We start from the raw sequence: 22,691 nt of genomic DNA, 5'->3' as shown, positions 1-22,691 counted from the left end.
CGCCCTTATTTTTAGAAACATTTGTTCTATTTTATACTAATTTTATTGTTTTTTCAACTTGTCACCTTAACAGCTTGTACCGTTTTTAAGGCCGTCCCTAGATCATCATAAATGATATTGCCAACCACGATTGTATCTGCAATCGAAGCCATTTCTTTAGCCTGTTCCACTGACTTAATACCGCCACCGTAAAACAGCTTTGTGTTTTCAAGACTAGTCTTTACTTCCTGCACTACTCTAGTATCACCGTATACACCGCTATATTCTAGGTAAAAAATCGGAAGATTATATAGTTTTTCCGCCATTCTACTGTACGCAATTACATCATCTATCTCTAAATTCGTATTGGCTTCTGTCAGCTTTGCAGCCTTACACTCTTCACTTAAAATACAGTAGCCCTCAACAATAATTTCTTCCCAATTCATAATATCTCCAAATTGTTTTACAGCCTCATGATGAAGACCTGTAATCCACATTGTATCTCTACTATTTAATACACTTGGAATAAAATAAAGGTCAAATCCCGGAGTAACTGACTCGATCGTTGACACTTCTAAAACACACGGAACCGTATAGCGACGAATTCTTGACATAAGCATTAGCACATTGTCGGGAGTTACTCCATCACTACCACCGACAATGATTGCGTCCGTTCCAGATTCACATACGAGCTCTAACTGATCATCTGTAATGTCTTTATCCGGATCAAGCTTGAAAACATGTCGCCACTCTTTAAAATCGTACATGGTGATCCTCCATTCTAATTTCCATTATTACATTATACCAAAATTCTTGTAGTGGGTTAAAGAAAAGTAAGGTATCTACCTTATCAAAAAGAGGAAAAGCTAAAATGAAGTTCTAATTATAATATCTAGTCGTTTTGAAACGGGGTTTTATTACTTTACTTTGACAGCTTTTTTAATTATCTACTTTATTGAATATATCCTCGAGTGTTCGAAGTATCGATTATTCGACAAAAATGGTTAATTCAAAAAAAAGCACCCAAATATCTATCTTAGCAGGATGCTTTAGGTAATTATACTGTCTAAAACTCTAGTAATTCATCTTGTACAATAATAGGGTTGACATATTTTAATCCCCATTGTTTCAACCTTGAAAAGTCTTTATCATTGTTACTATAAAGAGTCATATTATTAACGATTGCTGTTGCAGCGATTAGAGAATCACCAGCTTTTAACGTTTTTCCTGATTCTATTTTACACTTCCTTCTAAGTTCTGCCGCTTTTTCAGCAATACCAAAATCTACATTCCATACTATAGACGCGTTTATATATTCGTAACGTCTCTTCTTGACTTTTTCATCTGTTTCAACTTTGTCATATGACAAAAACTCCATAGCAACTATATTAGACATGATAATTTCTATATCATCATTAATTATTTTCTAATGAGTTCCTTTATAGGTTGATATCCTAGGTAGTGATAAACAAAGATGTTATTGTCTATTAATGCTTTATTCAACGTCTTTGCTCCTCCAATCCTGTTTCCTGTCAGCCATGTTAATTAGCTCCTTTATATTATCTCCTGCATCAACTGCAGAACCAGCCAATGATTCAAAAGCTCTTATCTTCTCATCTTTATTATTTAATTTAGGCTTTACCATAAATCCTTCACTTCTTTCTTCAATTACAAGCTGGTCTAATAATTTAGCATCTTCTAGTGCATTCTTAACCAAACGTAGAATTTGAGTATAATTAGCCTTAAAATTTTGGTTTTCTGACAGATTTACATTTACCAAAATAATCACCTCGTTTTTTCTCAATTATTTAATTATATCTTATCATATCCACTACCTTTCTGTTCATAAAGTGAAACTTCAATCAGTGGGGGTTTTACTGCCCCTTAAGCGTGGGATAAACAAATAGAGCGCTAAATCAAGTTAGCACTCTGTTAAGTAACACTACTTCTCTACAGTATCTTGTTTCTCATCCTTTAAACGGTCCAATGCCATTGTATATGCATCATTACCATAATTTAAACAACGTTTCACACGAGAAATCGTTGCTGTACTTGCACCTGTTTCTGTTTCAATTTTATGATAGGTGTTTCCATCTTGCAGCATTCTAGCTACCTCTAGACGTTGAGCAAGTGATTGGATTTCATTTACCGTACATAGATCATCAAAAAATCGATAGCATTCTTCAAGATCATTTAAAGATAGAACGGCATTAAAGAGCTGGTCCAATTCTTTTCCACGTAATTTTTCAATTTGCATATATTTATCCCCTTTATTAGTAGTTTTCAAAAGACACTATGTTAGTTGAAGGTACAATGTTTATCCACGTTTTACCCGGTACAAAACCTACTTCTTCACCATTTTTAAAAGGGATTATTCTACCATCAATATTTTGCCATTCAACTTCTCTTTGTACCCCTTTTTGCATTAATAAACCTTTACCACCAGATGTTACATTAATTTTACGGCGTCCGGCACTATCAATAATTTTGTGATCCATTTCGACGACAAAAACATTATCTATTAAAACTGGTGTTGCTGTTTCTTTATCTGCAGTTTGAACGTCACCACTGTAGCGTTCATACTTTTCTTTTTCTTTATTGTAGACATATTTTACAGTCCATGTACTGCTTGAATCATAAGCAATATTCACACTCTCACCTTTGTCTCCAGTGATTGCTGTTATTTCATCTTCTGTTAAAAACGAGTACGCTTGTGGTCTTTGTTCGAGATCATACCCCTTCTTTTCTACGCCCTTTTCAATATTTTCAAAGGAAATATAGGAGTTATGTGGGGCAACTCTATCCGTTGATCTCCAAAACAATGTACCATCAAAAAATAATCCATTTAAACTGTCTACTTCACCAGCTTCAAGCATTCGTTTAGCTTCTGGGCTCCAGCCATGGGCAACATATAGACTATTAAAGCCCTTAGAAAGTTCGATATAATAATCCCTAGCACTTCGAACAGGGCCTATTGTTTCTGGCTGCTCACTTTGAAAAATCGCTAAAAAGCGCGTTACATTTCCTTCAGCAAGTAATTCATAGACTACATCAGCACTATATAGCCCTGATTGAGGTCTTGCTTTAGGATGATTGTTAATCATAACAGCGACCGCACGTGTATCTACACTATTATTCGTTCCCAATCCTGTAAGAGGATACATATTATCATATATTTGTATTGGTTCTTCCTCGTTGGTTTCTTCTATATTTTCTTCCTTACTATTAGTTACATTCTCATTAACAACCTCTTGTTGTTTGCTACATGCAACACTAAATAATAATAGGAAAACTAGAATATATAACAACTTTAAGTTCATTCGAAAGACACAACCTTTTTGTAGTATCGTTTGCTTTTCGCACCACTTTTACATTTTAACGCATTATTGACGGAAAGAGTATAATTTTATTCATGACATCATAAATTCCTTGTGGTGTAATTCTAATATAAGGCAGATGTGTCGATGATAAAAATAATAATGTATAAATGGGATCACTAAAGCGGTAGCCTCGCGCGCGGAGCAAAGCCGCTAGTGACTTTTCTTCTTTAATTAACTCATCGACGCTCTTGTTGGACATTATTCCAGAAAGCGTTAGAGGAATTTCATTAATGATCCTTCCGTTTTCAGCGAGAACTAAACCGCCTCCAATTTCCTGCATGTGTGTAAAGGCTAAAAGCATATCTTCTTTGTTTTTCCCAATTAATACAATGTCACCAGTATTAGAAAATGAGCTTGCGAAGCCTGCTATATGTGTAGCAAAACCCTTAATCACTGTATTGATTCGCCATTTTCCCTTACGATCGATTAACATTAAAAAGCTTTCATCATGATCCATCGATAACTCATCATTCGCTACATCTATGGCAACAGAATAAGGCTTCATAATAACAGCATTATCCATTAACATCCCAAATGGCATTGAAAACTGGAGATCATCCATCGTAAGTTCCCAATCTAGTTCAAGGGGTTTAAAGTAGTCTTGTTCATCCCATTTGAATTCACCAAATGCATCAAGAATTGCTCCATCCTTTTTTACCCACTGCCCCTTAGCAAGTACTGAAATAGGTGTCGGGTTTTCTTTTGACTCTAAAAAGTTTATATTAGCAATTCTCCCTGTCGCAATGCTTCCATGTAAATGTTCGATAGTATAATGACGAGCAATATTTATTGTTGCCATATTATAGGCATCTATTATGGGTACACCTTGTTCGATTGCAATTTTAATCATTTTATCCATGACCCCTCCTTCATAAAAAGAAGGTGGTGAACCATCAGTTGTCATGATTAATTTATCATACTGATCAATCCCAAGTTCATGCATCTGTTCTAACAGCGCAGGAAGGTCTGGTCTGATTGAAGAATAACGTAGTGAGGTTGTATAACCGTGTAAAAGGCGATTCACAACATCCTTCCCCGTCATTGATTCATGATCCGCATCAGCACCTAGAAGCTTCAGCTTTGTTAATGTTTTTTCAGATGCACCAGGAAAATGGCCTTCAATTTGCTTTCGCATTCTTTTTGCTTCCTGAACCCAATGGAGCATTAAATCATCGCCATCCAATAATTTTGGCCAGCCTGTTAACTCTCCACCTTGTAGAACAGCATCATGCTCAAGCCATGACTTTATATTGGCATGTGAAAACACTGTTTCTTCATCAAGAATTTCTGTTTGTGGGTCAAATCGACACCACCAATACATTGTTGCAGGTATTGTCCTCATATCTTTCAAAAAAGAAAACGCTTTCTTTTTTGAAAGTTGTAAAGCCAAAACCATGTTGTCGTTAATAAGTGTAGTTGTTCCACTTTGGGATACATATTGGGCAAACGAGTGGGGATTATATAATTGAAAGGGATGTGAATGTGGTTCTATGTAACCTGGTACTAAATATGACCCTTCACAATCAATAATTTCACAATGATCCTTTGTTGTAGGGAGCATATCACCTACATACACAATACGATCTTCGTATAGCCAAATATTCGCTTTGATCCACTTTTTTAACACTTGATTTAAGTAAGTGGCGTTCTTTAATAAACGAGTAGGCGATTTTTTCCCATCAATAACGGCAACATGTTCTCTAAGTTGTTTGTTTTTCCATCGATATCGTTGATCTAGCATGAACATCCCCCATTCTAACGAAAAGCGCAGGGCGCCTGCGTATTGGCGTGTTGATTTAAACCCGCCACGTCCTGTGGCGAACATCGACATCAGCAGATCCTGTGCAAGTCAAACATAAGACGAGCCCTGACTAAAGGCGTTTTTTGCCTTCGGGACGGGATTGGCTTATGACCTCAGGTCCGATGGCGCCCGGAGCCAGACACTATATTTGAAAAGCGCAGTGCGCCCATTAAGATTCTAAATATAAGTATCACTATCGTACCATATTGAGTGTTTTAACGCACTAAAGAGTTTGTAATTATTTGAAAAAAATTGAACAAATATGAATTTTCTAATAGGAGGAATATAATTTGAAACCAAATATTGGCATTCTTAATGCTTTAATCCGTATTACATGTGGATTTACGATGCTTGCTTGGGCTACATCAAAGCTTGTAAAACGCCCTTGGCGTGACTCTTACCTAGTCATAGCTATGCTTGGCGGAATGAAGGTTGGTGAAGGTATCACACGTTTTTGCCCATTAACAGCACTATTTGAGAACTACCAAGAAAAAAGCCCGGAAAAAGAGGAAAAAGAACCAATCATTAATCCAACATAAGAAAAGCGCAAGGGCGCACAGAACTAGCCATAATAAAGGGTCAATGCAATCTGACCCTTTATTAACAAAGGAGATGATTGATTTTGATGTTCTGGGAATACTTGACCGATATGAGTTTTGTTCTAATCGCGTTAATTGGAAGCATTATCGCAATCTCGTTCGTCTATATTAGGAAGAAACGTGTGAGATAGCGCGACGCCCAATGTCTTTACGGAAAAATAAACTTTCACATTTTACCTTTTTAAGCTCAGCATATACGATTTCTTGTGCTTCATGTAAACTTGATCCTTTTGCAGCTAACACTAAAACACGTCCACCATTTGCTGTAATGTGTCCATTTACCGTCTTGGTTGCAGCATGAAACGAAAATGTCTTTTGATTCAGTTCGTTCAGCCCTTCAATATGAGCACCTTTTTCATATTCATTTGGATAACCTTTCGCAGCAAGTACAACAGCTACTGCTGCATCATTTGACCAAGCTAAAGTTACATCTTGATCATCCAGAAGATCTAAAATAACATCCACCAAATCATTTTCTAATCTTGGTAAAACAACCTGTGTTTCTGGATCTCCAAAACGAGCATTAAACTCGATTACTTTTGGTCCAGATACAGTGTTGATTAAGCCAGCATATAATATCCCTGTAAACTCCCTGCCTTCTTCTTTCATAGCCTGGACAGTCGGATGTAGGACTGTTTTAACGGCTTCTTCTACAATTTCATCTGAAATTTGCGGAACTGGAGAATATGCACCCATCCCACCTGTGTTTGGACCTTGATCATTATCAAATGCACGCTTATGGTCTTGTGAGATTTCCATCGGGTATACTTTTGTCCCGCGAACAAAAGCCATTAATGAAAATTCTTCACCTTCTAGAAACTCTTCAATCACCACTTTATTGCTTGCTTCACCAAACTTTGACTCTTCCATCATTTCATAAAGGTTTTGCAGTGCTTCTTCCATCGTTATTGCAATGACAACACCCTTACCGGCTGCCAAACCATCTGCTTTTAGAACAATTGGTACACCCTTTTCCTTAATATAAGCCTTTGCAGCTTCGTAAGATGAAAAGGAACCATAATCAGCAGTTGGTATATTATATTTCTTCATTAAATTTTTTGAGAACGTTTTACTTCCCTCAATGATTGCAGCCTCTTTTGTTGGCCCGAATATTCTTAGTCCTTGTTCTTGGAATTCATTTACAATCCCTTTTGTCAGAGGAACTTCAGGACCCACAATCGTTAAATCAATACCCTCATTTTTAGCAAAAATCACTAGATTCCCAATATCGGTTTCATCAATATCTAGTAATGATGCAACATCCTTCATTCCATCGTTTCCTGGTGCAACAAATACCTTTTCTACCTTGTTACTTTGCGCTACCTTCCAAGCCAAAGTGTGCTCTCGACCACCGCGTCCAATAATTAATACCTTCATCCCTCACACCAGCCTTTGTAATTTTTCAAAAAGCAAGCCTCTCACTTGTATGAGGGCATGCGGCGTAATTTTTAATGTTTAAAATGACGAATTCCAGTAAACACCATCGTTATACCATATTCATCCGCTTTTTTTATCGAATCCTCATCACGGATTGAACCGCCTGGTTGAATAATTGCCGTAATACCAGCTTTTGCTGCTGCTTCAACTGTATCATCCATCGGGAAGAAGGCATCTGATGCGAGTGCCGCGCCTGACGCTCTAATTCCAGCTTGATTAATCGCAATATTAGCGGCACCCACCCGGTTCATTTGACCAGCACCAACACCCACTGTAATTGAATCTTGTGCTAATACAATTGCATTTGACTTAACATGTTTTACAACCTTCCAAGCAAGCTTTAAATCTGACCACTCTTTTTCAGTTGGCTCTCTTTTTGTAGGAACTGTTACTTTTGCATTCTCTAACGTAAACAAGTCATCCTCTTGAACTAGAAGACCACCTTGAACAGAGGTTAAGCGATTCTCCACCTTTTCTTCACTTGTAAAATCAATTGTTAGAAGCCTAAGATTTTTCTTAGCCGTTAAAATATCAAGTGCTTCCTGCGTAAATGATGGAGCAATGATCACCTCTAAAAAGATTTCGTGCATTTTCATCGCTGTTTCAGTGCCTACTTCACGATTTAATGCTATAATTCCACCGAAAATAGAAGTTGAGTCTGCTTCATACGCCTTGGTAAATGCATCATCAATACTTTCACCCACACCAACACCACATGGATTCATATGCTTAATGGCGACAGCTGCAGGCTCAGCGAACTCACGAACAACCTGTAAAGCTGCATTTGCATCATTGATGTTATTAAACGACAATTCTTTTCCATGAAGCTTTCTTGCTGCAGCAATTGAAAAACTTGACCCCAGTGGCTTTTTATAAAACGTAGCCTTTTGATGAGGGTTTTCACCGTATCTCAGGTCTTGTTTTTTCTCAAAAGTTACCGTTAATGTTTCAGGGCTTTCTTCTCCCACAAGGTTTGTTAAGTACTCCGCAATTATTGCATCATATGCGGCTGTATGACGGAACACCTTTGCTGCGAGTGTACGGTTTGTCTCAACCGATACCCCACCATTTTCTACAACTTCTTGTAAAACTAGATCATAGTCTGCCGGATCAACAATAACTGTCACATCTTGATGATTTTTTGCTGCTGAACGAAGCATACTTGGTCCACCAATATCAATGTTTTCAATCGCCTCTTCAAATAACACACCAGGCTTTGCAATTGTTTGTTGAAAAGGATAAAGATTTACGACCACTAAATCGATCGGTGTAATATTATGCTCATTCATTTGTTTTACATGGTCTTCATTGTTACGCATTCCAAGTAAACCACCATGGATCATTGGGTGTAATGTTTTCACACGTCCATCAAGCATTTCAGGAAAGCCTGTTACTTCTGAAATCCCAATTACATTCACACCATTTTCTTCAAGTGTCTTTTTCGTACCACCTGTAGAAATAATCTCAACTCCATTTGCAACTAATTCTTTCACAAATGGAACGATTCCGTTTTTATCTGACACACTTATAAGTGCTCTTTTGATTGTCACTTCTGATCCCACCTTTATATGAAATGCGTAGGGCGCGACTCCTTTGGCGACAAGCATAAGTCGAGCCCTGACTCTAAAGGCGCATTTACCTTCAGATTGGATTGGCTTATGACCTCGAGCCAATGGCGCCCGGAGCTAGACATCTTATATTTTTATACTTTGACTTGAAAATAAAGTTTGTAGTGTTTGTGGATACAATGTATGTTCTTTATCATGAATCTTTTTTTCGAGCATTTCAATTGTTTCGCCTTGTTCAATAGTAATTGCAGTTTGAGCGATAATTGGTCCAGTATCCATGCCTTCATCAACAAAATGAATTGTTACACCTGTTATTTTCACACCTGCCCGAAACGCTTGACCGACTGCATCAAGACCTGGAAATGCCGGGAGTAAAGATGGATGGACATTCACTATTTTCCCTCTATATTGTGTTAACAGTGTCTCCCCAATCAGCCTCATATAACCTGCTAAAACGATAAAATCAACCTTCTTGTCTGTAAGCTGCCTTACTATCTCTCTCTCATAGGCAGCTTTATTTTCATAATTTTTCGGTACTGCAACGAAACTTTCAATCCCGAACTTATTTGCTCGTTCAATTACTTTTGCACCTGGTTTATCACATACGACAAGGCTAACTTTTGCCTGTAAGTTGCCATTTTCTATCGCATTCATAATCGCTTCAAAATTAGATCCGCTCCCAGATGCAAACACCGCTATGCTTCTCATGTAAGAGAACCTCCACCAAATGATACTCCCTCTTGATCAGTAACTCGTCCAATGATATAAGCTTTCTCCCCAGCTTCTTCTAACTGTTGGATGACTGGATGTAATGAGTTCACATCGATCGCTAACACCATTCCAATTCCCATGTTAAAAATGTTAAACATTTCTTTTTTCCCTATTGCACCATGTTTTTGAAGAAGATTAAATATTGGCGGTATTGGCCAAGAGCCATAATCAATTTCTGCCCCTAAACCATTTGGTAGCATACGTGGAATGTTTTCAATAAACCCTCCACCCGTAATATGAGACATTCCTTTTATATCATGCTCTTTCATTACTTCTAAAAGTGATTTTACATAGATTTTTGTAGGACGTAAAAGCTCTTCACCTAATGGTAACTCAAGATTATCATATGTTTCTAGTAGGTCAAGCTTTGCATCTTCTAGTAAAACTTTTCTCACTAACGAGTATCCATTACTGTGAATTCCGCTTGAGCTTAGTCCAATAAGGACATCACCTGGTTTTATCTTCTCACCAGTCACTAATTTAGATTTTTCAGCAACACCTACAGTGAAACCAGCGAGATCGTAATCTTCCTCACTGTACATCCCTGGCATTTCAGCGGTTTCTCCGCCAATAAGCGCACAGCCCGCCATTTCGCAGCCATCTGCAATACCTTTAACAATCGCTTCAATCTTCTTTGGAATTGCTTTTCCACATGCAATATAATCAAGGAAATAGAGTGGTTCGGCTCCTTGTACAACAACATCATTCACACACATGGCAACTGCATCTATTCCAATTGTGTCATGCTTATCCAGCATAATCGCAAGCATTAGCTTTGTGCCAACACCATCCGTACCTGATACCAATACAGGTTCCTTCACATTCACCTTCGAAAGATCAAACATCCCTCCAAAGCTACCAAGACCACCCATTACTTCAGGGCGCATCGTTTTTTGGACATGCTTTTTCATGCGAGATACTGCTTCATATCCAGCTTCAATGTCAACCCCAGCTTGTTTGTAGGCATTTGCCATAAGAAAAGCCTCCTTAAATACTATAGAAGGGCCAGAATCCATGAGGTCTGACCCTTAATTTAGTTTGAATATAAAGATTAGATTGCTGTTGGACAGGATTTTGGTTGGTTATTCTGTCCGGTAGTTAGAGAAATACGTGATTCTTGCTATGAATCTATGGGTCTACTGTCCAATTTTCACGCAAAGACTAGCAAATCAATGGTGAGACGAAGTATTTATATGAAAGAATATAGAAACACTAGCCTATTTTCTTGATTTACTCGTAAAAAACGATAGAATACTCGTAAAATTCTCCATTTACTCGCATAAATTTGTAAAATACTCGCCAAACTTGCTCATTTACTCGTCCGAACAATATTTTCCCCACTCACCCTAGGCCTTCTCATGCGGCAATACCGTATCTGGATAAATTTCCGTCGGATATTTCCCAGTAAAGCATGCCATGCACTGACCACGGTATTCCCCGTCATACTTCCTACCAATCGCTTCAAGTAAGCCATCTTCACTTAAAAATGATAATGAGTCTGCACCGATTAGTTGACGCATTTCCTCTATTGAGTTAGATGATGCCATTAATTCTTCGTGTGTCGATGTATCAATCCCGTAGAAGCACGGATTCTTAATTGGCGGTGAGCTTATGCGAACATGAACCTCTGCAGCACCCGCTTCTCGTAGCATAGAAACAATACGACGACTTGTTGTTCCACGAACGATTGAGTCGTCTACCATTACGACGCGCTTTCCTTCAACAACCCCGCGAACGGGAGACAATTTCATTTTTACACCTTGCTCTCGTAACGATTGTGATGGTTGGATAAAGGTTCGGCCAACGTAACGATTCTTAATCAACCCTAGTTCATAAGGAATCCCTGAGCTTTCCGCATAACCGATCGCTGCTGACATACTTGAATCCGGAACCCCAGTGACGACATCAGCTTCAACAGCGGACTCTTGCGCCAGTTTTTTGCCAAGATTTTTTCGTGCTGTATGAATGTTAATTCCATCGATATCACTGTCCGGTCTAGAAAAATAAATATACTCCATACTGCATATAGCACGATTTGTGTTAAGTGAGAAAAATTCTGAATGAATACCCTCATCATTAATAATCAGGAATTCCCCTGGTTCTACATCTCGCTCATATTTCGCACCGATTATATCAAATGCACAGGTTTCAGATGCGACAACATAGGCATCACCAAGTTTACCAATTGATAATGGACGTAGACCATTTGGATCTAATGCAACCATCAACTTTTTCTCAGTCATCAGAATAAAAGCATACGCACCTTTAATCATTGTTAGCGCGTTTTTTACACGATCCTGAATTTTTGTATAACCACTTCTTCTTGTTAAATGGGCAAGAACTTCTGTATCTGACGTTGTTTGAAAAATACTACCTTGATTTTCTAGCTGATGTTTCAGAGCATTTGCATTTACGAGATTTCCGTTATGGGCAATTGCAAGTCCACCAACCTGTGAGTGAAACAGTAATGGCTGCACGTTTTCAATTCCACCACCACCAGCAGTTGCATATCTTACATGTCCGATTGCAGCTTTTCCATATAGGTCATTTAATTGTCCATTACCAAAAACTTCTGAAACAAGACCTTCACCTTTATGTGCCTTAAGCTTTTCACCATTTGACACAACAATTCCAGCACCTTCTTGACCACGGTGTTGCAGGCTGTGTAAACCATAATATGTGATTTGTGCAGCATCTGGATGTCCCCAAATCCCAAAAATACCGCATTCTTCATTTAAGCCTTTGAGTTCAGCAAGCATGGAATAGCTCCTTTCCAAGCACTTCGTAATTCATCAACAGAAGAATTGATAAGTTCGTCGCCTTGGTTGTTGTCGATCATTAATGTCGATTTTTCCGTTACTTCGCCAATTAATTTTGCTACTACTATTTCTTCAAATTCCGCCTTATTTTCAGGCTTTACTGAAACGATAAAACGTGATTGTGACTCTGCAAATAATTCAGTTACAGCTTCGCCACTTACTGTTACATTCGCACCTAATTCTTTAGCGCCAATTACACTTTCAGCTAGAGCAACTGCAAATCCACCTTCTGCCACATCATGAGCTGAAGCCACAAGACCCCCACGAATCGCTGTTAACAGCTGGTTTTGCGCACTTAATTCAACCTCTAAATCTAGTTCTGGTGCCTTGCCAAAAATTTTACCATTCAACAACTTTTGAAGTTCACTACCACCAAATTCAGGTTTCGCTTCTCCAATTACATAGATTAGATCGCCAGCTTGTTTAAACTCTTGTGTTGTAATATGTTCTACATCTTCAATCAGACCAACCATACCAACAACAGGAGTTGGATAAACCGCTACACCATTTGTTTCATTATATAAAGATACATTTCCACCAATAACAGGTGAGTTCAATGTACGACATGCTTCACTCATACCATCAACAGCTTTTTCAATTTGCCAAAAAATCTCTGGCTTTTCAGGATTACCAAAATTCAAGCAATCTGTAATCGCTAAAGGCTGACCACCTGAGCAGACAACATTTCGTGCTGCTTCAGCAACAGCAATTTTCCCACCAACCTCAGGATCTAAATATAAATAACGAGAGTTACAATCCGTTGTCATCGCTAATGCTTTTTTTGTGCCACGAATACGGACAACAGCAGCATCTGACCCAGGTGAAACAACAGTATTTGTTCGTACCATGTAATCATACTGGTTATACACCCATTCTTTACTTGCAATCGTTGGTTGTGATAATAGCTTCATTAATGCTTCGTTATAATCAGTTACTTCCGGAACAGCAACATCCATCACTTGGAATTCACGGTAATATGCTGGCTCAGCTGAAGGCTTGTTGTATACAGGTGCATCTTCAGCAAGTGCGTCAACAGGGACATTCGCGATTATTTCGCCTTTATGAAGTAAACGAAGCATTTTATCATCCGTTACTCTACCAATAGCAACAGCTTCTAAATCATATTTTGAAACGATGTTTTGAATTTCATGTTCTCTTCCTTTTTCAACAACTACTAACATGCGCTCCTGAGATTCTGATAACATCATTTCATAGCCTGTCATACCTAATTCCCGCTGTGGAACTAGATTTAAATTCATCTCAATTCCTGATCCCGCTTTACTAGCCATTTCAGCGGATGAACTGGTTAACCCCGCTGCCCCCATGTCTTGAATTCCAACTAATGCGTCACATTTCACAAGCTCTAAACATGCTTCTAGGAGAAGCTTCTCCATAAATGGATCTCCAACCTGAACAGCAGGACGTTTTGCTTCTGATTCATCAGATAGCTCCTCAGATGCAAATGTAGCACCATGAATCCCATCTCTACCGGTCTTCGCACCAATATACATTACGGTGTTACCAATCCCTTTTGCTTGACCTTTTTGAATATCTTCGTGATTTATCAATCCAACACACATTGCGTTAACGAGTGGATTACCATCATAGGAAGGATCAAATTGTATTTCTCCACCAACCGTTGGGATTCCTACACAATTCCCGTAGCCTGCAATCCCTGCAACTACTTCTTCAAACAAATACTTCACACGTGGTGATGTCAACTCTCCAAAGCGTAAAGAGTTTAAAAGAGCGATTGGGCGTGCTCCCATTGAAAACACATCGCGAATAATTCCTCCAACACCAGTTGCTGCCCCTTGATAAGGTTCAATCGCAGACGGATGGTTGTGACTTTCAATTTTAAAAACCACCGCTTGATTGTCACCGATATCAACAATTCCAGCACCTTCACCTGGTCCTTGCAATACCTTTTCACCTGTAGTTGGAAATTTTCGTAAAACAGGCTTTGAGTTTTTATAGCTACAATGCTCTGACCACATCACCGAAAATAACCCTGTTTCTGTGTAGTTAGGAGTGCGGCCAAGAATGTTCTCAATCATGACAAATTCTTCGTCACTTAATCCCATTTCACGATATATTTTTTCGGACTTAATCAACTCTGTACTTGGTTCAAGAAGTAATGACATGTGCAGATAACCTCCATTGTTTTACAATTGATTGAAATAATTTCAACCCATCCGCACTTCCTAAAAGCTCATCGACAGCTCTCTCAGGATGCGGCATCATTCCTAACACATTCCCTTGTTCATTGACAATTCCAGCTATATCATCTAAACTTCCATTCGGGTTTGAGCCATGATATTTAAACACAATCTGATTGTTTTCTTGTAATCTAGTTAGTGTTTGTTCATCACAATAATAGTTTCCATCACCGTGTGCAATTGGAATCGTGATAACCTGATCCACCTTGTACCCAGCTGTAAACATAGTAGTATTGTTTTCTACTCGTAATTCAACTTGCTCACATTTAAATTTCAGGTTCTCATTTCGTCTCATCGCACCTGGTAATAGGCCCGCCTCTAGTAAAATTTGAAACCCATTACATACACCAAGAATTGGTTTACCCGCTTCAGCTGCTTCTTTAATTGCTGTCATTACGTTTGAAAACCGTGCAATTGCACCAGAACGTAAGTAGTCACCATATGAAAATCCACCTGGTAGCAATATTCCATCAAACGTATCTAAATTGTCAGCATCATGCCAAACATATTCTACTTCTTCACCTAGTTCATCTTTAATCGCATGAAACATATCTATGTCACAATTAGAGCCTGGGAATACTATACAAGCAAATTTCACTGTGCGACAACCTCCTCAACCTCATAACGGTAGTCTTCAATTACTACATTTGCTAATAATCTTTCACACATTTCTTTTACGATTGTATCGATATCACGAGTGCTATCTTCAATCATTAACTCCATGTATTTACCAATACGTACATCACTTACTTCCGTATATTCCATACTGTGTAGAGACTTTTTAACAGCACTTCCTTGTGGATCTAAAACACTTTCTCTCAACGTTACATAAACTTTTACTTTATACATGTTGTTTGCCCCCTAAACGATTTAAAATTTCAGTATATGCCTCAGCTAGATTACCAATATCTCTACGGAATACGTCTTTATCAAATTTCTGATTTGTATCTTTATCCCATAATCTGCACGTATCAGGTGAAATCTCATCTGCTAGGATGATTTGACCGTCTGCATCAATGCCGAATTCTAATTTAAAATCTACTAATCTTAAATTACGGCTTGAAAAATGAGCTACTAATATATCATTTACTTTTAAGCCAATTTCACGTAAAACCACTAACTGTTCAGGAGTTGCTAATTTCAATGTTTTAATGTGATCTTCAGTTACAAGCGGATCACCAAGATCATCGTTTTTAAAATAAAACTCAACAATTGACTCTTCTAACGGTGTTCCTTCTTCTATACCTAATCGTTTTGAAAGACTTCCTGCGATAATGTTTCTTACAACAACTTCAAGCGGAATAATCTCCACTTTTTTCACCAATTGCTCTGTATCAGATATCTTTTTAATAAAATGATTTTGAATCCCGTCCATACGAAGCTTTTCAAATAGCAAACTAGTAATCTCGTTATTTAAACGTCCTTTTCCTGTGATTTGAGCTTTCTTCTCACCATTAAAGGCTGTTGCGCTATCTTTATACTCTACCCAAACTACATTTTCTTTATTGGTTTTATAAATTCTTTTCGCTTTCCCTTCATATAACAAATCCAGCTTTTCCATCGAATAAGCCCTCCCAGGGACAGAATGTCATAATAGAGAGATTGGCTCAAAAACCAACCCCTTATTCAAAATTACAAACCAAGACGTTCAAAAATCATATCAACATGTTTAAGGTGATAGTTGTAATCAAAGCAATCATCAATTTGAGCAGGTGTTAGTCGTGATGAAATCTTTTCTTCCTCTTCCACTAATACACGGAAATGTACTTGCTTTTCCCATGCTTCCATCGCTTTTGGTTGAACCGTATCATACGCCTCTTCACGTGTCATCCCAGCATCAATAAGTGCTAATAGAACACGTTGAGAATAAATCAAGCCTAGTGTACGATCCATATTGCGCTTCATGTTCTCCGGGAACACCGTTAAGTTTTTAATGATGTTACTAAAGCGATTAAGCATATAGTTAAGTCCAATCGTTGCATCTGGTAAAATAATACGTTCTGCAGATGAATGTGAAATGTCACGTTCATGCCATAAAGGCACATTTTCATAAGCTGTTAACATATAACCACGAATAACACGTGCAATCCCTGTCATATTTTCAGATCCGATTGGGTTACGCTTATGTGGCATTGCAGACGATCCTTTTTGACCTTTAGCAAAAAATTCTTCTACCTCACGTGTTTCACTTTTTTGTAAACTACGAACTTCAACTGCGAATTTTTCAATCGATGTAGCAATTAAAGCAAGTGTACCCATGTACTCAGCATGGCGATCACGTTGAAGTGTTTGTGTTGATATTGGTGCTGCTGTCAAACCTAATTTGTTACACACATATGTTTCAACAAAAGGGTCAATGTTGGCATATGTACCAACAGCACCAGAAATTTTACCCGCTTCAACAGTAGCTGCAGCACGTTTAAAGCGATCTAAATTTCTTTTCATTTCTTCATGCCATAATGCTAGTTTTAGACCAAACGTTGTTGGCTCTGCATGGACACCGTGTGTACGTCCCATCATAACTGTGTGCTTATGCTCACGAGCTTTATCAGCTAAAATCTGAACAAAGTTCTCGATATCACGTAGTAAGATATTGTTTGCTTGCTTTAAAAGATATGATAATGCAGTATCAACAACATCTGTTGATGTTAACCCGTAATGTACCCATTTTCTTTCTTCGCCAAGTGTTTCTGATACCGCACGAGTAAATGCAACAACATCATGGCGGGTTTCTTCTTCTATTTCTTTGATACGCTTGATATCAAATGACGCATTTTCACGAATAAGTGCAACATCTTCTTTTGGAATATCACCAAGCTCAGCCCATGCCTCACATGCTAAAATTTCTACCTCTAGCCAAGCCTTAAAGCGGTTTTCCTCTGTCCAAATTGCGCCCATTTCTGGTCTTGTATAACGTTCAATCATCTTTTAACCCCCGATTAGTTCTTTAGTTTCCGCCGTCCATATTTGAAGCTCTTCAATTTGTTTTAGAATGTCATCAATATCTTTTCCTAAAACAGTTAAATGCCCCATTTTTCTTTTATGTTTTGCTTCTTTTTTACCGTATAAATGCAACTTACATGTTTCGAATTCATCCACCTTTTTAAGAATCGGCTCTACATGCTCACCTAGTATGTTTACCATTACTACATGCTTCAACAATGTCGTTTCACCTAATGGCCAATTACAGACAGCGCGCACATGCTGTTCAAACTGCGAGGTTTCGCAAGCATCAATTGTATAATGACCTGAATTATGTGGTCTTGGCGCAAGCTCATTAATATAGATCATGTCATCTTCTGTCACAAACATTTCAACAGCTAATGTACCAACCATCTTAAATTCATTTGCCATCTGTATCGCCATATGTTCTGCTTTAAATGCTACTTCATTTGATATTCTTGCTGGTACAATCGTTTGATGCAAAATATTATCTACATGAAGATTTTCTGCAACTGGAAAGGTTTTTACATCCCCTGATACATTCCTTGAAACAATGACTGAAATCTCTTTAGCGTAGGATACCCACGACTCTACTACACAAGTACCGTTTGTAAGTAAAACTGCTGCTTCAGCAATATCGTCTTTTTTCCTAATAACATATTGGCCCTTACCGTCATATCCCCCGCGACACGTTTTTAACACACACGGAGTTTGAAGTTTTTCGACAGCTTCTAAAAGTTCTTGTTCATTTTCAACAACAACATAAGGTGCCACTGTTAAACCCAGCTTTGAAATCGAATCTTTCTCGGTTGATCTATCTTGCGTTATCGCTAATAATTTACTACCTTGTGGAAGATTTGCATGTTGTTCTAACCACATTAACGCTTCATAGTCTATGTTCTCGAACTCATACGTAACGACATCGCTTGCTTCTGCGAGTTGTTTTATTGCATCTAGATTATTAAATTCTGCTGTAATTTCAACATCTGCAATTTGCCCACAAGGTGAGTTAGGTGTCGGATCTAGGACTGCGATGGAGTAGCCCATTTCCCTTGCCGATAATGCCATCATTCTGCCTAGTTGACCCCCACCAATAATTCCAATTGTCTTAGTCGGAAGAGTTATTTCTTTACTCAAGTTCATCACTACTTTCTAACACCTTTAAACGAGTGCTTTCTCTACGCTTTTCCAATGCCTGATCATATTCAGGATATTGCGTTCCTAAGATGGATGCTGCTAACAACCCAGCATTTGTCGCTCCAGCTTTTCCGATAGCCACTGTTGCAACAGGAACACCTCCTGGCATTTGAACAATAGAAAGTAATGAATCAAGACCATTTAATGCCTTTGATTGCACTGGCACACCAATAACTGGTAATGTTGTCTTCGCCGCTACCATTCCCGGTAGATGCGCTGCACCACCTGCACCTGCAATAATGACCTTTAAGCCTCTATCTTTTGCATTTTCCGCATAATGAAACATGAGATCAGGAGTACGGTGAGCTGAAACCACTTTCTTTTCAAATGGAATTTCAAGCTCTTCTAAAATGTCACACGCATGTTTCATTGTTTCCCAGTCTGACGTACTCCCCATAATAATGCCAACAAGTGGTTTCATCATTTTCCCCCTATTACCGCACATTTATAATTTTCTATATTTTTCAAAAATAAAAACCCAGATAGAAAGTTTCCCTAAACAAAAGAGAAAGCAATTCTACCTGGGCAAAGGACAGTATTGTCAAATGTCAGGAAAAACGCATTACTTTCCCTCATAGTCCAATAATTTACGGTTATCGGGTAGAAACTTATGGGCCATATCCCCAAGATTATATAAGGTAATCATATTTACTACACTTAGTTTAACAATTTAGAGTTAATTTTGTCAACAAATATCGAACAATTAAATTTACCATAGATATTAATGTTCGTGTTTAGGCCATTTTACCTTCAAAAATGATTCTTCTACCACTTGGTTCATACTCTGTTTGTTCATTAACTGTAACTTCTCTGAAGATTGGTTCTTCAACTCTTCTTACCGGAATATATCCTTCTTGCTTCATTCTTTCTAAACACTGATCAATTGTTTCACCATTTTCAACTTCAAACTTTTTCTTCGTCTGTTTTTTCAATCTCCCAATTTTCCTTTCTTTACAGCTTTAACCCAGAATCCACCATGGATTGACTTTGCCTCATAGACAATAATAAACGCTTTTGGGTCAATCTCTTTAATGGTTTGATAAAGCCTTAGTTCATGTTTTCTTGGTGTAAGGATTTGCATAGACTGACGATTTCCTTCAAGCCCTTGTGCTAACCAATTTGTAACACCATAGCCTTTTTCACGAAGGACTTTCGGTAAATTACGATCATCCTCTGCTGTAATTACATTAACCGTAATATATCCTAGTGCCAATTTCTCTTCAATTTTCATACCGACGATAACACCTATTCCATAACCTAGCGCATAGGCAATCAAATTCTGAATTTGATCCAAATTATCTAAAACTAATCCAAGACCTACAACATAAATGACAACCTCAACTGTACTAATGAGTGCAGCAAGATAACGTTGACCCTTCAACGTCAAAATCATACGTATGGTAAAAAACGATACATATACAATATTAATAACTAGAATGATCGTAACCATAACTATACTATTTTCTAACATTATATCCCCCTAACTTAAAACCTACTTAAAATTAGCATACCAAATTACTCATTTTACTAAACATGTACCCTATTTTAAACCACTATTTCCTGATAGGCACAATTTTTTCTATAAAATCATATTATGGGAACAGAAAAATAAGGGAGGTTCCCAACTAAAATGAATATGAATCAATTTAAAAAAATGGGTGATTGGAGAAAGCAGTGGGATCAATTCTTTGGCGATGAGTTTTTTGGCGAATTTGAACCAATGTTTAAAGCCAACCAAACACAACTTAACCTCTACAAATCTGATAATGAAGTATTAGTAGTCATCAGTGTTCCTGGATTAGAACATGTAGATCAAGTAGATGTATTTGCACATTACCAAACACTTGAGGTAAAAGGAACGGTAAATTTAAAATTTCGTGGATTCACACTAGTGGAGGAAGGCATATTCCAAGGTACATTTGAACGGGTAGTTGAGCTACCATTCCCAATTAGAGAAGACCGGGTCGACGCCTCATATCATAATGGACTATTAATCATCCATCTCCATCGCCTTATTCCTGATGATAGTAGAAAGAAGATTTCTGTGAAGAAAATTGAAGACTAGAATTAGACTTTTTAATATAGTTTTGCTCAATAAAAGGGATGCTCCTAGCATCCCTTTTATCAAATGGTATTCTCTGTTTTATATTCTTCAACATATTCTTCGTAGTCTAATACTTCAATAACGTTGGACCAATGTAAGACAGTACCAACAAAGTCTTTAATATCTAATCCTTGCATTTCGTATGTTTCGTCTGTATTAACTGTTCCAGTAGCATTTTCAATAAATGTCACTTTGTATCCTCTATTAAATGCAGAAATAGCTGTAAACATACAACAAAACTCAGTGTTAAACCCAGTTATAAAAAGGTGATTCACACCTAATTTTTCTAACATATTAGATAGTTCAGTGTTAAAGAAAGAACTTGGTGTTTGTTTTTCAAGTACCTAGTCAGCATAATCTTTTAATGAACTATGTAGTTCAGAACCAACAGACTCTCTATACAGCGGACTATCTTCTGCATCATCCAAGTGCCTCATAAAGATTACAGGACTATTACTACCTTTGAAATCTTTAATAACATTTTCCATCAACGAAAGTTCTTCTTTGAAATCTCCAACACTAACAATATCGTTTTGTACATCAATAACTAAGAGTGCTCTCATTTTTCTCGCCTACCTATTCTTCTTAGAATAGGTAAATATTTCTATATGGAAGTTCGTATTTCCTGCAAATAATGCAGTATTTATGAAACCTGTTGTTTTGTAATATGTACTTATAAATTTATAAAACCTCACGGTTTTACAAGAACTAAACAAAAAAAAAGATAAAATAAACACAAGAAAAGCACAGGGCGCCCGCCTATCGGCGACAAGCATAAGACAAGCCGGCTGGAAGGTTGTTCTTTACCTTCAGGACCGATTGGCTTATACCATAGAGTCGATGGCGCCCGGAGCTAGACACTAAAACTTGGTACAAACTTTTATACTTTCTTATCTTTTCAAAAAAAACCGAAACATCTACGTTTCGCGTGCTTAAAAACTATATGGCGGTCCCGACCGGGATCGAACCGGCGATCTCCTGCATGACAGGCAGGCATGTTAACCGCTACACCACGGGACCATTGGTTGCGGGGACAGGATTTGAACCTGCGACCTTCGGGTTATGAGCCCGACGAGCTTATTTTAACTTATATTTCTCAAAAATTTGCTTACAAGGTACTTAGTTCACCTTTTCAAACCTATGACTGTCCCAATCTCAGGGAGCATAATCAAGTAGCAGCTCGATTGGTACAACTCGTAGTTTATTTCAATGAAGTAATGCTCGTTGCTCCACCCCGCGATAATAATATATAGTTGGTAGAAGCCTGGCGACGTCCTACTCTCACAGGGGAAACCCCCATCTACCATCGGCGGTCGGCTTCCGATAAGCTTCAGAATCCTTCGTCAGCTTCGCTCTCTCCGATCCTCATGTACCCAGTACATTCCGGTTCTCGTTCACTCACTTCCTTGTCTTCTTCGCTTCTCGAAACCCGACCATATCTAGTTTTTAAATATGTACTTATAAAAACCTTGAAAAACCTCACGGTTTTTATAAAGAAAAGACAAACCTAAAAATAAACACAAAAAAAAACGAAACATCTCCGTTTCGTGTTCTCAAAGACTATATGGCGGTCCCGACCGGGATCGAACCGGCGATCTCCTGCGTGACAGGCAGGCATGTTAACCGCTACACCACGGGACCATTGGTTGCGGGGACAGGATTTGAACCTGCGACCTTCGGGTTATGAGCCCGACGAGCTACCGAACTGCTCCACCCCGCGATAATAATATATAGTTGGTAGAAGCCTGGCGACGTCCTACTCTCACAGGGGGAAACCCCCAACTACCATCGGCGCAAAAGAGCTTAACTTCCGTGTTCGGCATGGGAACGGGTGTGACCTCTTCGCCATTGTCACCAGACTTTTATTCTACTAT

Annotated in this window: 23 protein-coding genes, 3 tRNA genes, 1 rRNA gene, 1 pseudogene and 1 riboswitch; of the genes and pseudogenes, 3 read left to right on the top strand and 25 right to left on the bottom strand. The window is 38.2% G+C overall.

Annotated elements, in window-relative coordinates; all coding sequences use genetic code 11:
- Window positions 1-53 precede the first annotated feature (53 nt).
- The 6 genes from pcrB to PY093_RS19495 all read right to left on the bottom strand — a co-directional run bounded on the left by pcrB (window position 54) and on the right by PY093_RS19495 (window position 5,100).
- Window positions 54-746, bottom strand: a complete 693-nt coding sequence (pcrB, locus tag PY093_RS19520) for a heptaprenylglyceryl phosphate synthase (RefSeq protein ID WP_275647461.1) — start codon at window positions 744-746, stop codon at window positions 54-56.
- A gap of 299 nt (window positions 747-1,045) precedes the next feature.
- Window positions 1,046-1,399: a PIN domain-containing protein gene (locus PY093_RS19515; protein ID WP_345774252.1), complete on the bottom strand. Its 354-nt coding sequence runs from the start codon at window positions 1,397-1,399 to the stop codon at window positions 1,046-1,048.
- Between the two features lie 75 nt (window positions 1,400-1,474).
- The gene (locus PY093_RS19510) at window positions 1,475-1,759 is read right to left on the bottom strand and encodes a hypothetical protein (protein ID WP_275647460.1); all 285 of its coding nucleotides are present in this window, start codon (window positions 1,757-1,759) and stop codon (window positions 1,475-1,477) included.
- 162 nt (window positions 1,760-1,921) lie between these two features.
- Window positions 1,922-2,236 (bottom strand): YerC/YecD family TrpR-related protein, encoded by a 315-nt coding sequence (locus PY093_RS19505; protein ID WP_275647459.1) that lies wholly within the window; start codon window positions 2,234-2,236, stop codon window positions 1,922-1,924.
- Window positions 2,237-2,252: 16 nt separating this feature from the next.
- A complete protein-coding gene (locus PY093_RS19500; protein WP_275647458.1) occupies window positions 2,253-3,299 on the bottom strand; it encodes a DUF3048 domain-containing protein in 1,047 nt (348 codons plus the stop codon).
- 55 nt (window positions 3,300-3,354) lie between these two features.
- Window positions 3,355-5,100, bottom strand: a complete 1,746-nt coding sequence (locus PY093_RS19495) for an adenine deaminase C-terminal domain-containing protein (protein ID WP_275647457.1) — start codon at window positions 5,098-5,100, stop codon at window positions 3,355-3,357.
- A 350-nt stretch (window positions 5,101-5,450) separates the two neighbouring features.
- Here PY093_RS19495 and PY093_RS19490 point away from each other — a divergent pair, with 350 nt between their 5' ends.
- Both PY093_RS19490 and PY093_RS21305 read left to right on the top strand, forming a co-directional pair.
- Window positions 5,451-5,699 (top strand): YgaP family membrane protein, encoded by a 249-nt coding sequence (locus PY093_RS19490; protein ID WP_275647456.1) that lies wholly within the window; start codon window positions 5,451-5,453, stop codon window positions 5,697-5,699.
- A gap of 86 nt (window positions 5,700-5,785) precedes the next feature.
- Window positions 5,786-5,890 (top strand): EYxxD motif small membrane protein, encoded by a 105-nt coding sequence (locus tag PY093_RS21305; protein ID WP_345774251.1) that lies wholly within the window; start codon window positions 5,786-5,788, stop codon window positions 5,888-5,890.
- On the opposite strand, the gene purD is transcribed toward PY093_RS21305, so the two are convergent.
- From purD to PY093_RS19420, 14 genes are all read right to left on the bottom strand, one after another.
- Window positions 5,868-7,136 (bottom strand): phosphoribosylamine--glycine ligase, encoded by a 1,269-nt coding sequence (gene purD, locus PY093_RS19485; RefSeq protein ID WP_275647455.1) that lies wholly within the window; start codon window positions 7,134-7,136, stop codon window positions 5,868-5,870. The two genes, PY093_RS21305 and purD, sit on opposite strands and share 23 nt — an antisense overlap.
- Before the next feature lie 71 nt (window positions 7,137-7,207).
- Window positions 7,208-8,746 carry a bifunctional phosphoribosylaminoimidazolecarboxamide formyltransferase/IMP cyclohydrolase gene (purH, locus tag PY093_RS19480; RefSeq protein ID WP_275647454.1) on the bottom strand — a complete coding sequence of 513 codons (1,539 nt, stop codon included), beginning with the start codon at window positions 8,744-8,746 and terminating at the stop codon, window positions 7,208-7,210.
- Between the two features lie 144 nt (window positions 8,747-8,890).
- Window positions 8,891-9,472 carry a phosphoribosylglycinamide formyltransferase gene (gene purN / locus PY093_RS19475; protein WP_275647453.1) on the bottom strand — a complete coding sequence of 194 codons (582 nt, stop codon included), beginning with the start codon at window positions 9,470-9,472 and terminating at the stop codon, window positions 8,891-8,893.
- On the bottom strand, window positions 9,469-10,509 hold the full coding sequence (purM, locus tag PY093_RS19470; protein WP_275647452.1) for a phosphoribosylformylglycinamidine cyclo-ligase: 1,041 nt from the start codon (window positions 10,507-10,509) through the stop codon (window positions 9,469-9,471). The genes purN and purM overlap by 4 nt, the downstream gene beginning before the upstream one ends.
- A 372-nt stretch (window positions 10,510-10,881) precedes the next feature.
- On the bottom strand, window positions 10,882-12,294 hold the full coding sequence (gene purF, locus PY093_RS19465; RefSeq protein ID WP_275647451.1) for an amidophosphoribosyltransferase: 1,413 nt from the start codon (window positions 12,292-12,294) through the stop codon (window positions 10,882-10,884).
- A complete protein-coding gene (purL, locus tag PY093_RS19460) occupies window positions 12,270-14,498 on the bottom strand; it encodes a phosphoribosylformylglycinamidine synthase subunit PurL (RefSeq protein WP_275647450.1) in 2,229 nt (742 codons plus the stop codon). Before purL ends, purF begins: the two co-directional genes overlap by 25 nt.
- Complete coding sequence (gene purQ / locus PY093_RS19455) at window positions 14,482-15,171, bottom strand: phosphoribosylformylglycinamidine synthase subunit PurQ (protein ID WP_275647449.1); 690 nt, start codon at window positions 15,169-15,171, stop codon at window positions 14,482-14,484. The genes purL and purQ overlap by 17 nt, the downstream gene beginning before the upstream one ends.
- Window positions 15,168-15,422 (bottom strand): phosphoribosylformylglycinamidine synthase subunit PurS, encoded by a 255-nt coding sequence (purS, locus tag PY093_RS19450; protein ID WP_275647448.1) that lies wholly within the window; start codon window positions 15,420-15,422, stop codon window positions 15,168-15,170. The genes purQ and purS overlap by 4 nt, the downstream gene beginning before the upstream one ends.
- Window positions 15,415-16,134: a phosphoribosylaminoimidazolesuccinocarboxamide synthase gene (gene purC / locus PY093_RS19445; protein WP_275647447.1), complete on the bottom strand. Its 720-nt coding sequence runs from the start codon at window positions 16,132-16,134 to the stop codon at window positions 15,415-15,417. The genes purS and purC overlap by 8 nt, the downstream gene beginning before the upstream one ends.
- Before the next feature lie 71 nt (window positions 16,135-16,205).
- The gene (gene purB / locus PY093_RS19440; RefSeq protein ID WP_275647446.1) at window positions 16,206-17,498 is read right to left on the bottom strand and encodes an adenylosuccinate lyase; all 1,293 of its coding nucleotides are present in this window, start codon (window positions 17,496-17,498) and stop codon (window positions 16,206-16,208) included.
- Window positions 17,499-17,501: 3 nt separating this feature from the next.
- Window positions 17,502-18,662, bottom strand: a complete 1,161-nt coding sequence (gene purK / locus PY093_RS19435) for a 5-(carboxyamino)imidazole ribonucleotide synthase (protein ID WP_481769329.1) — start codon at window positions 18,660-18,662, stop codon at window positions 17,502-17,504.
- Entirely contained in the window at window positions 18,646-19,134 is a 489-nt protein-coding gene (gene purE / locus PY093_RS19430; protein ID WP_275647445.1) for a 5-(carboxyamino)imidazole ribonucleotide mutase, read from the bottom strand. Before purE ends, purK begins: the two co-directional genes overlap by 17 nt.
- Before the next feature lie 134 nt (window positions 19,135-19,268).
- Window positions 19,269-19,370, bottom strand: a riboswitch (purine riboswitch).
- A gap of 77 nt (window positions 19,371-19,447) precedes the next feature.
- Window positions 19,448-19,645: an NETI motif-containing protein gene (locus tag PY093_RS19425; protein WP_275647444.1), complete on the bottom strand. Its 198-nt coding sequence runs from the start codon at window positions 19,643-19,645 to the stop codon at window positions 19,448-19,450.
- Entirely contained in the window at window positions 19,642-20,184 is a 543-nt protein-coding gene (locus tag PY093_RS19420; protein WP_275647443.1) for a DUF2179 domain-containing protein, read from the bottom strand. The genes PY093_RS19425 and PY093_RS19420 overlap by 4 nt, the downstream gene beginning before the upstream one ends.
- Window positions 20,185-20,343: 159 nt before the next feature.
- Between PY093_RS19420 and PY093_RS19415 the strand changes: the two genes are divergently transcribed.
- On the top strand, window positions 20,344-20,778 hold the full coding sequence (locus tag PY093_RS19415) for an Hsp20/alpha crystallin family protein (protein ID WP_275647442.1): 435 nt from the start codon (window positions 20,344-20,346) through the stop codon (window positions 20,776-20,778).
- 59 nt (window positions 20,779-20,837) lie between these two features.
- Here the strand turns inward: PY093_RS19415 and PY093_RS19410 are convergent.
- The 5 genes and pseudogenes from PY093_RS19410 to rrf all read right to left on the bottom strand — a co-directional run bounded on the left by PY093_RS19410 (window position 20,838) and on the right by rrf (window position 22,676).
- Window positions 20,838-21,380, bottom strand: a pseudogene (locus PY093_RS19410) (isochorismatase family protein).
- 381 nt (window positions 21,381-21,761) lie between these two features.
- A tRNA-Asp gene (locus PY093_RS19405) sits at window positions 21,762-21,837 on the bottom strand.
- Between the two features lie 545 nt (window positions 21,838-22,382).
- Window positions 22,383-22,458, bottom strand: a tRNA-Asp gene (locus tag PY093_RS19400).
- Between the two features lie 2 nt (window positions 22,459-22,460).
- Window positions 22,461-22,537, bottom strand: a tRNA-Met gene (locus PY093_RS19395).
- Between the two features lie 23 nt (window positions 22,538-22,560).
- Window positions 22,561-22,676: ribosomal RNA gene (gene rrf / locus PY093_RS19390) — 5S ribosomal RNA — on the bottom strand.
- Between the last annotated feature and the right edge of the window lie 15 nt (window positions 22,677-22,691).

Source organism: Cytobacillus sp. S13-E01, from assembly GCF_029193815.1.
Taxonomy (GTDB): domain Bacteria; phylum Bacillota; class Bacilli; order Bacillales; family Bacillaceae_L; genus Bacillus_BV.
The sequence above is the reverse complement of the archived record's forward strand: the minus strand, read 5'-3'. Positions and strand labels throughout refer to the sequence as shown.

Coding starts and splice junctions, on each gene's coding strand:
- pcrB (WP_275647461.1), bottom strand. CDS start 746: ATGTACGATTTTAAAGAGTGGCGACATGTTTTCAAGCTTGATCCGGAT.
- PY093_RS19505 (WP_275647459.1), bottom strand. CDS start 2,236: ATGCAAATTGAAAAATTACGTGGAAAAGAATTGGACCAGCTCTTTAAT.
- PY093_RS19500 (WP_275647458.1), bottom strand. CDS start 3,299: ATGAACTTAAAGTTGTTATATATTCTAGTTTTCCTATTATTATTTAGT.
- PY093_RS19495 (WP_275647457.1), bottom strand. CDS start 5,100: ATGCTAGATCAACGATATCGATGGAAAAACAAACAACTTAGAGAACAT.
- PY093_RS21305 (WP_345774251.1), top strand. CDS start 5,786: ATGTTCTGGGAATACTTGACCGATATGAGTTTTGTTCTAATCGCGTTA.
- purD (WP_275647455.1), bottom strand. CDS start 7,136: ATGAAGGTATTAATTATTGGACGCGGTGGTCGAGAGCACACTTTGGCT.
- purN (WP_275647453.1), bottom strand. CDS start 9,472: ATGAGAAGCATAGCGGTGTTTGCATCTGGGAGCGGATCTAATTTTGAA.
- purM (WP_275647452.1), bottom strand. CDS start 10,509: ATGGCAAATGCCTACAAACAAGCTGGGGTTGACATTGAAGCTGGATAT.
- purF (WP_275647451.1), bottom strand. CDS start 12,294: ATGCTTGCTGAACTCAAAGGCTTAAATGAAGAATGCGGTATTTTTGGG.
- purL (WP_275647450.1), bottom strand. CDS start 14,498: ATGTCATTACTTCTTGAACCAAGTACAGAGTTGATTAAGTCCGAAAAA.
- purS (WP_275647448.1), bottom strand. CDS start 15,422: ATGTATAAAGTAAAAGTTTATGTAACGTTGAGAGAAAGTGTTTTAGAT.
- purC (WP_275647447.1), bottom strand. CDS start 16,134: ATGGAAAAGCTGGATTTGTTATATGAAGGGAAAGCGAAAAGAATTTAT.
- purB (WP_275647446.1), bottom strand. CDS start 17,498: ATGATTGAACGTTATACAAGACCAGAAATGGGCGCAATTTGGACAGAG.
- purE (WP_275647445.1), bottom strand. CDS start 19,134: ATGAAACCACTTGTTGGCATTATTATGGGGAGTACGTCAGACTGGGAA.
- PY093_RS19420 (WP_275647443.1), bottom strand. CDS start 20,184: ATGTTAGAAAATAGTATAGTTATGGTTACGATCATTCTAGTTATTAAT.
- PY093_RS19415 (WP_275647442.1), top strand. CDS start 20,344: ATGAATATGAATCAATTTAAAAAAATGGGTGATTGGAGAAAGCAGTGG.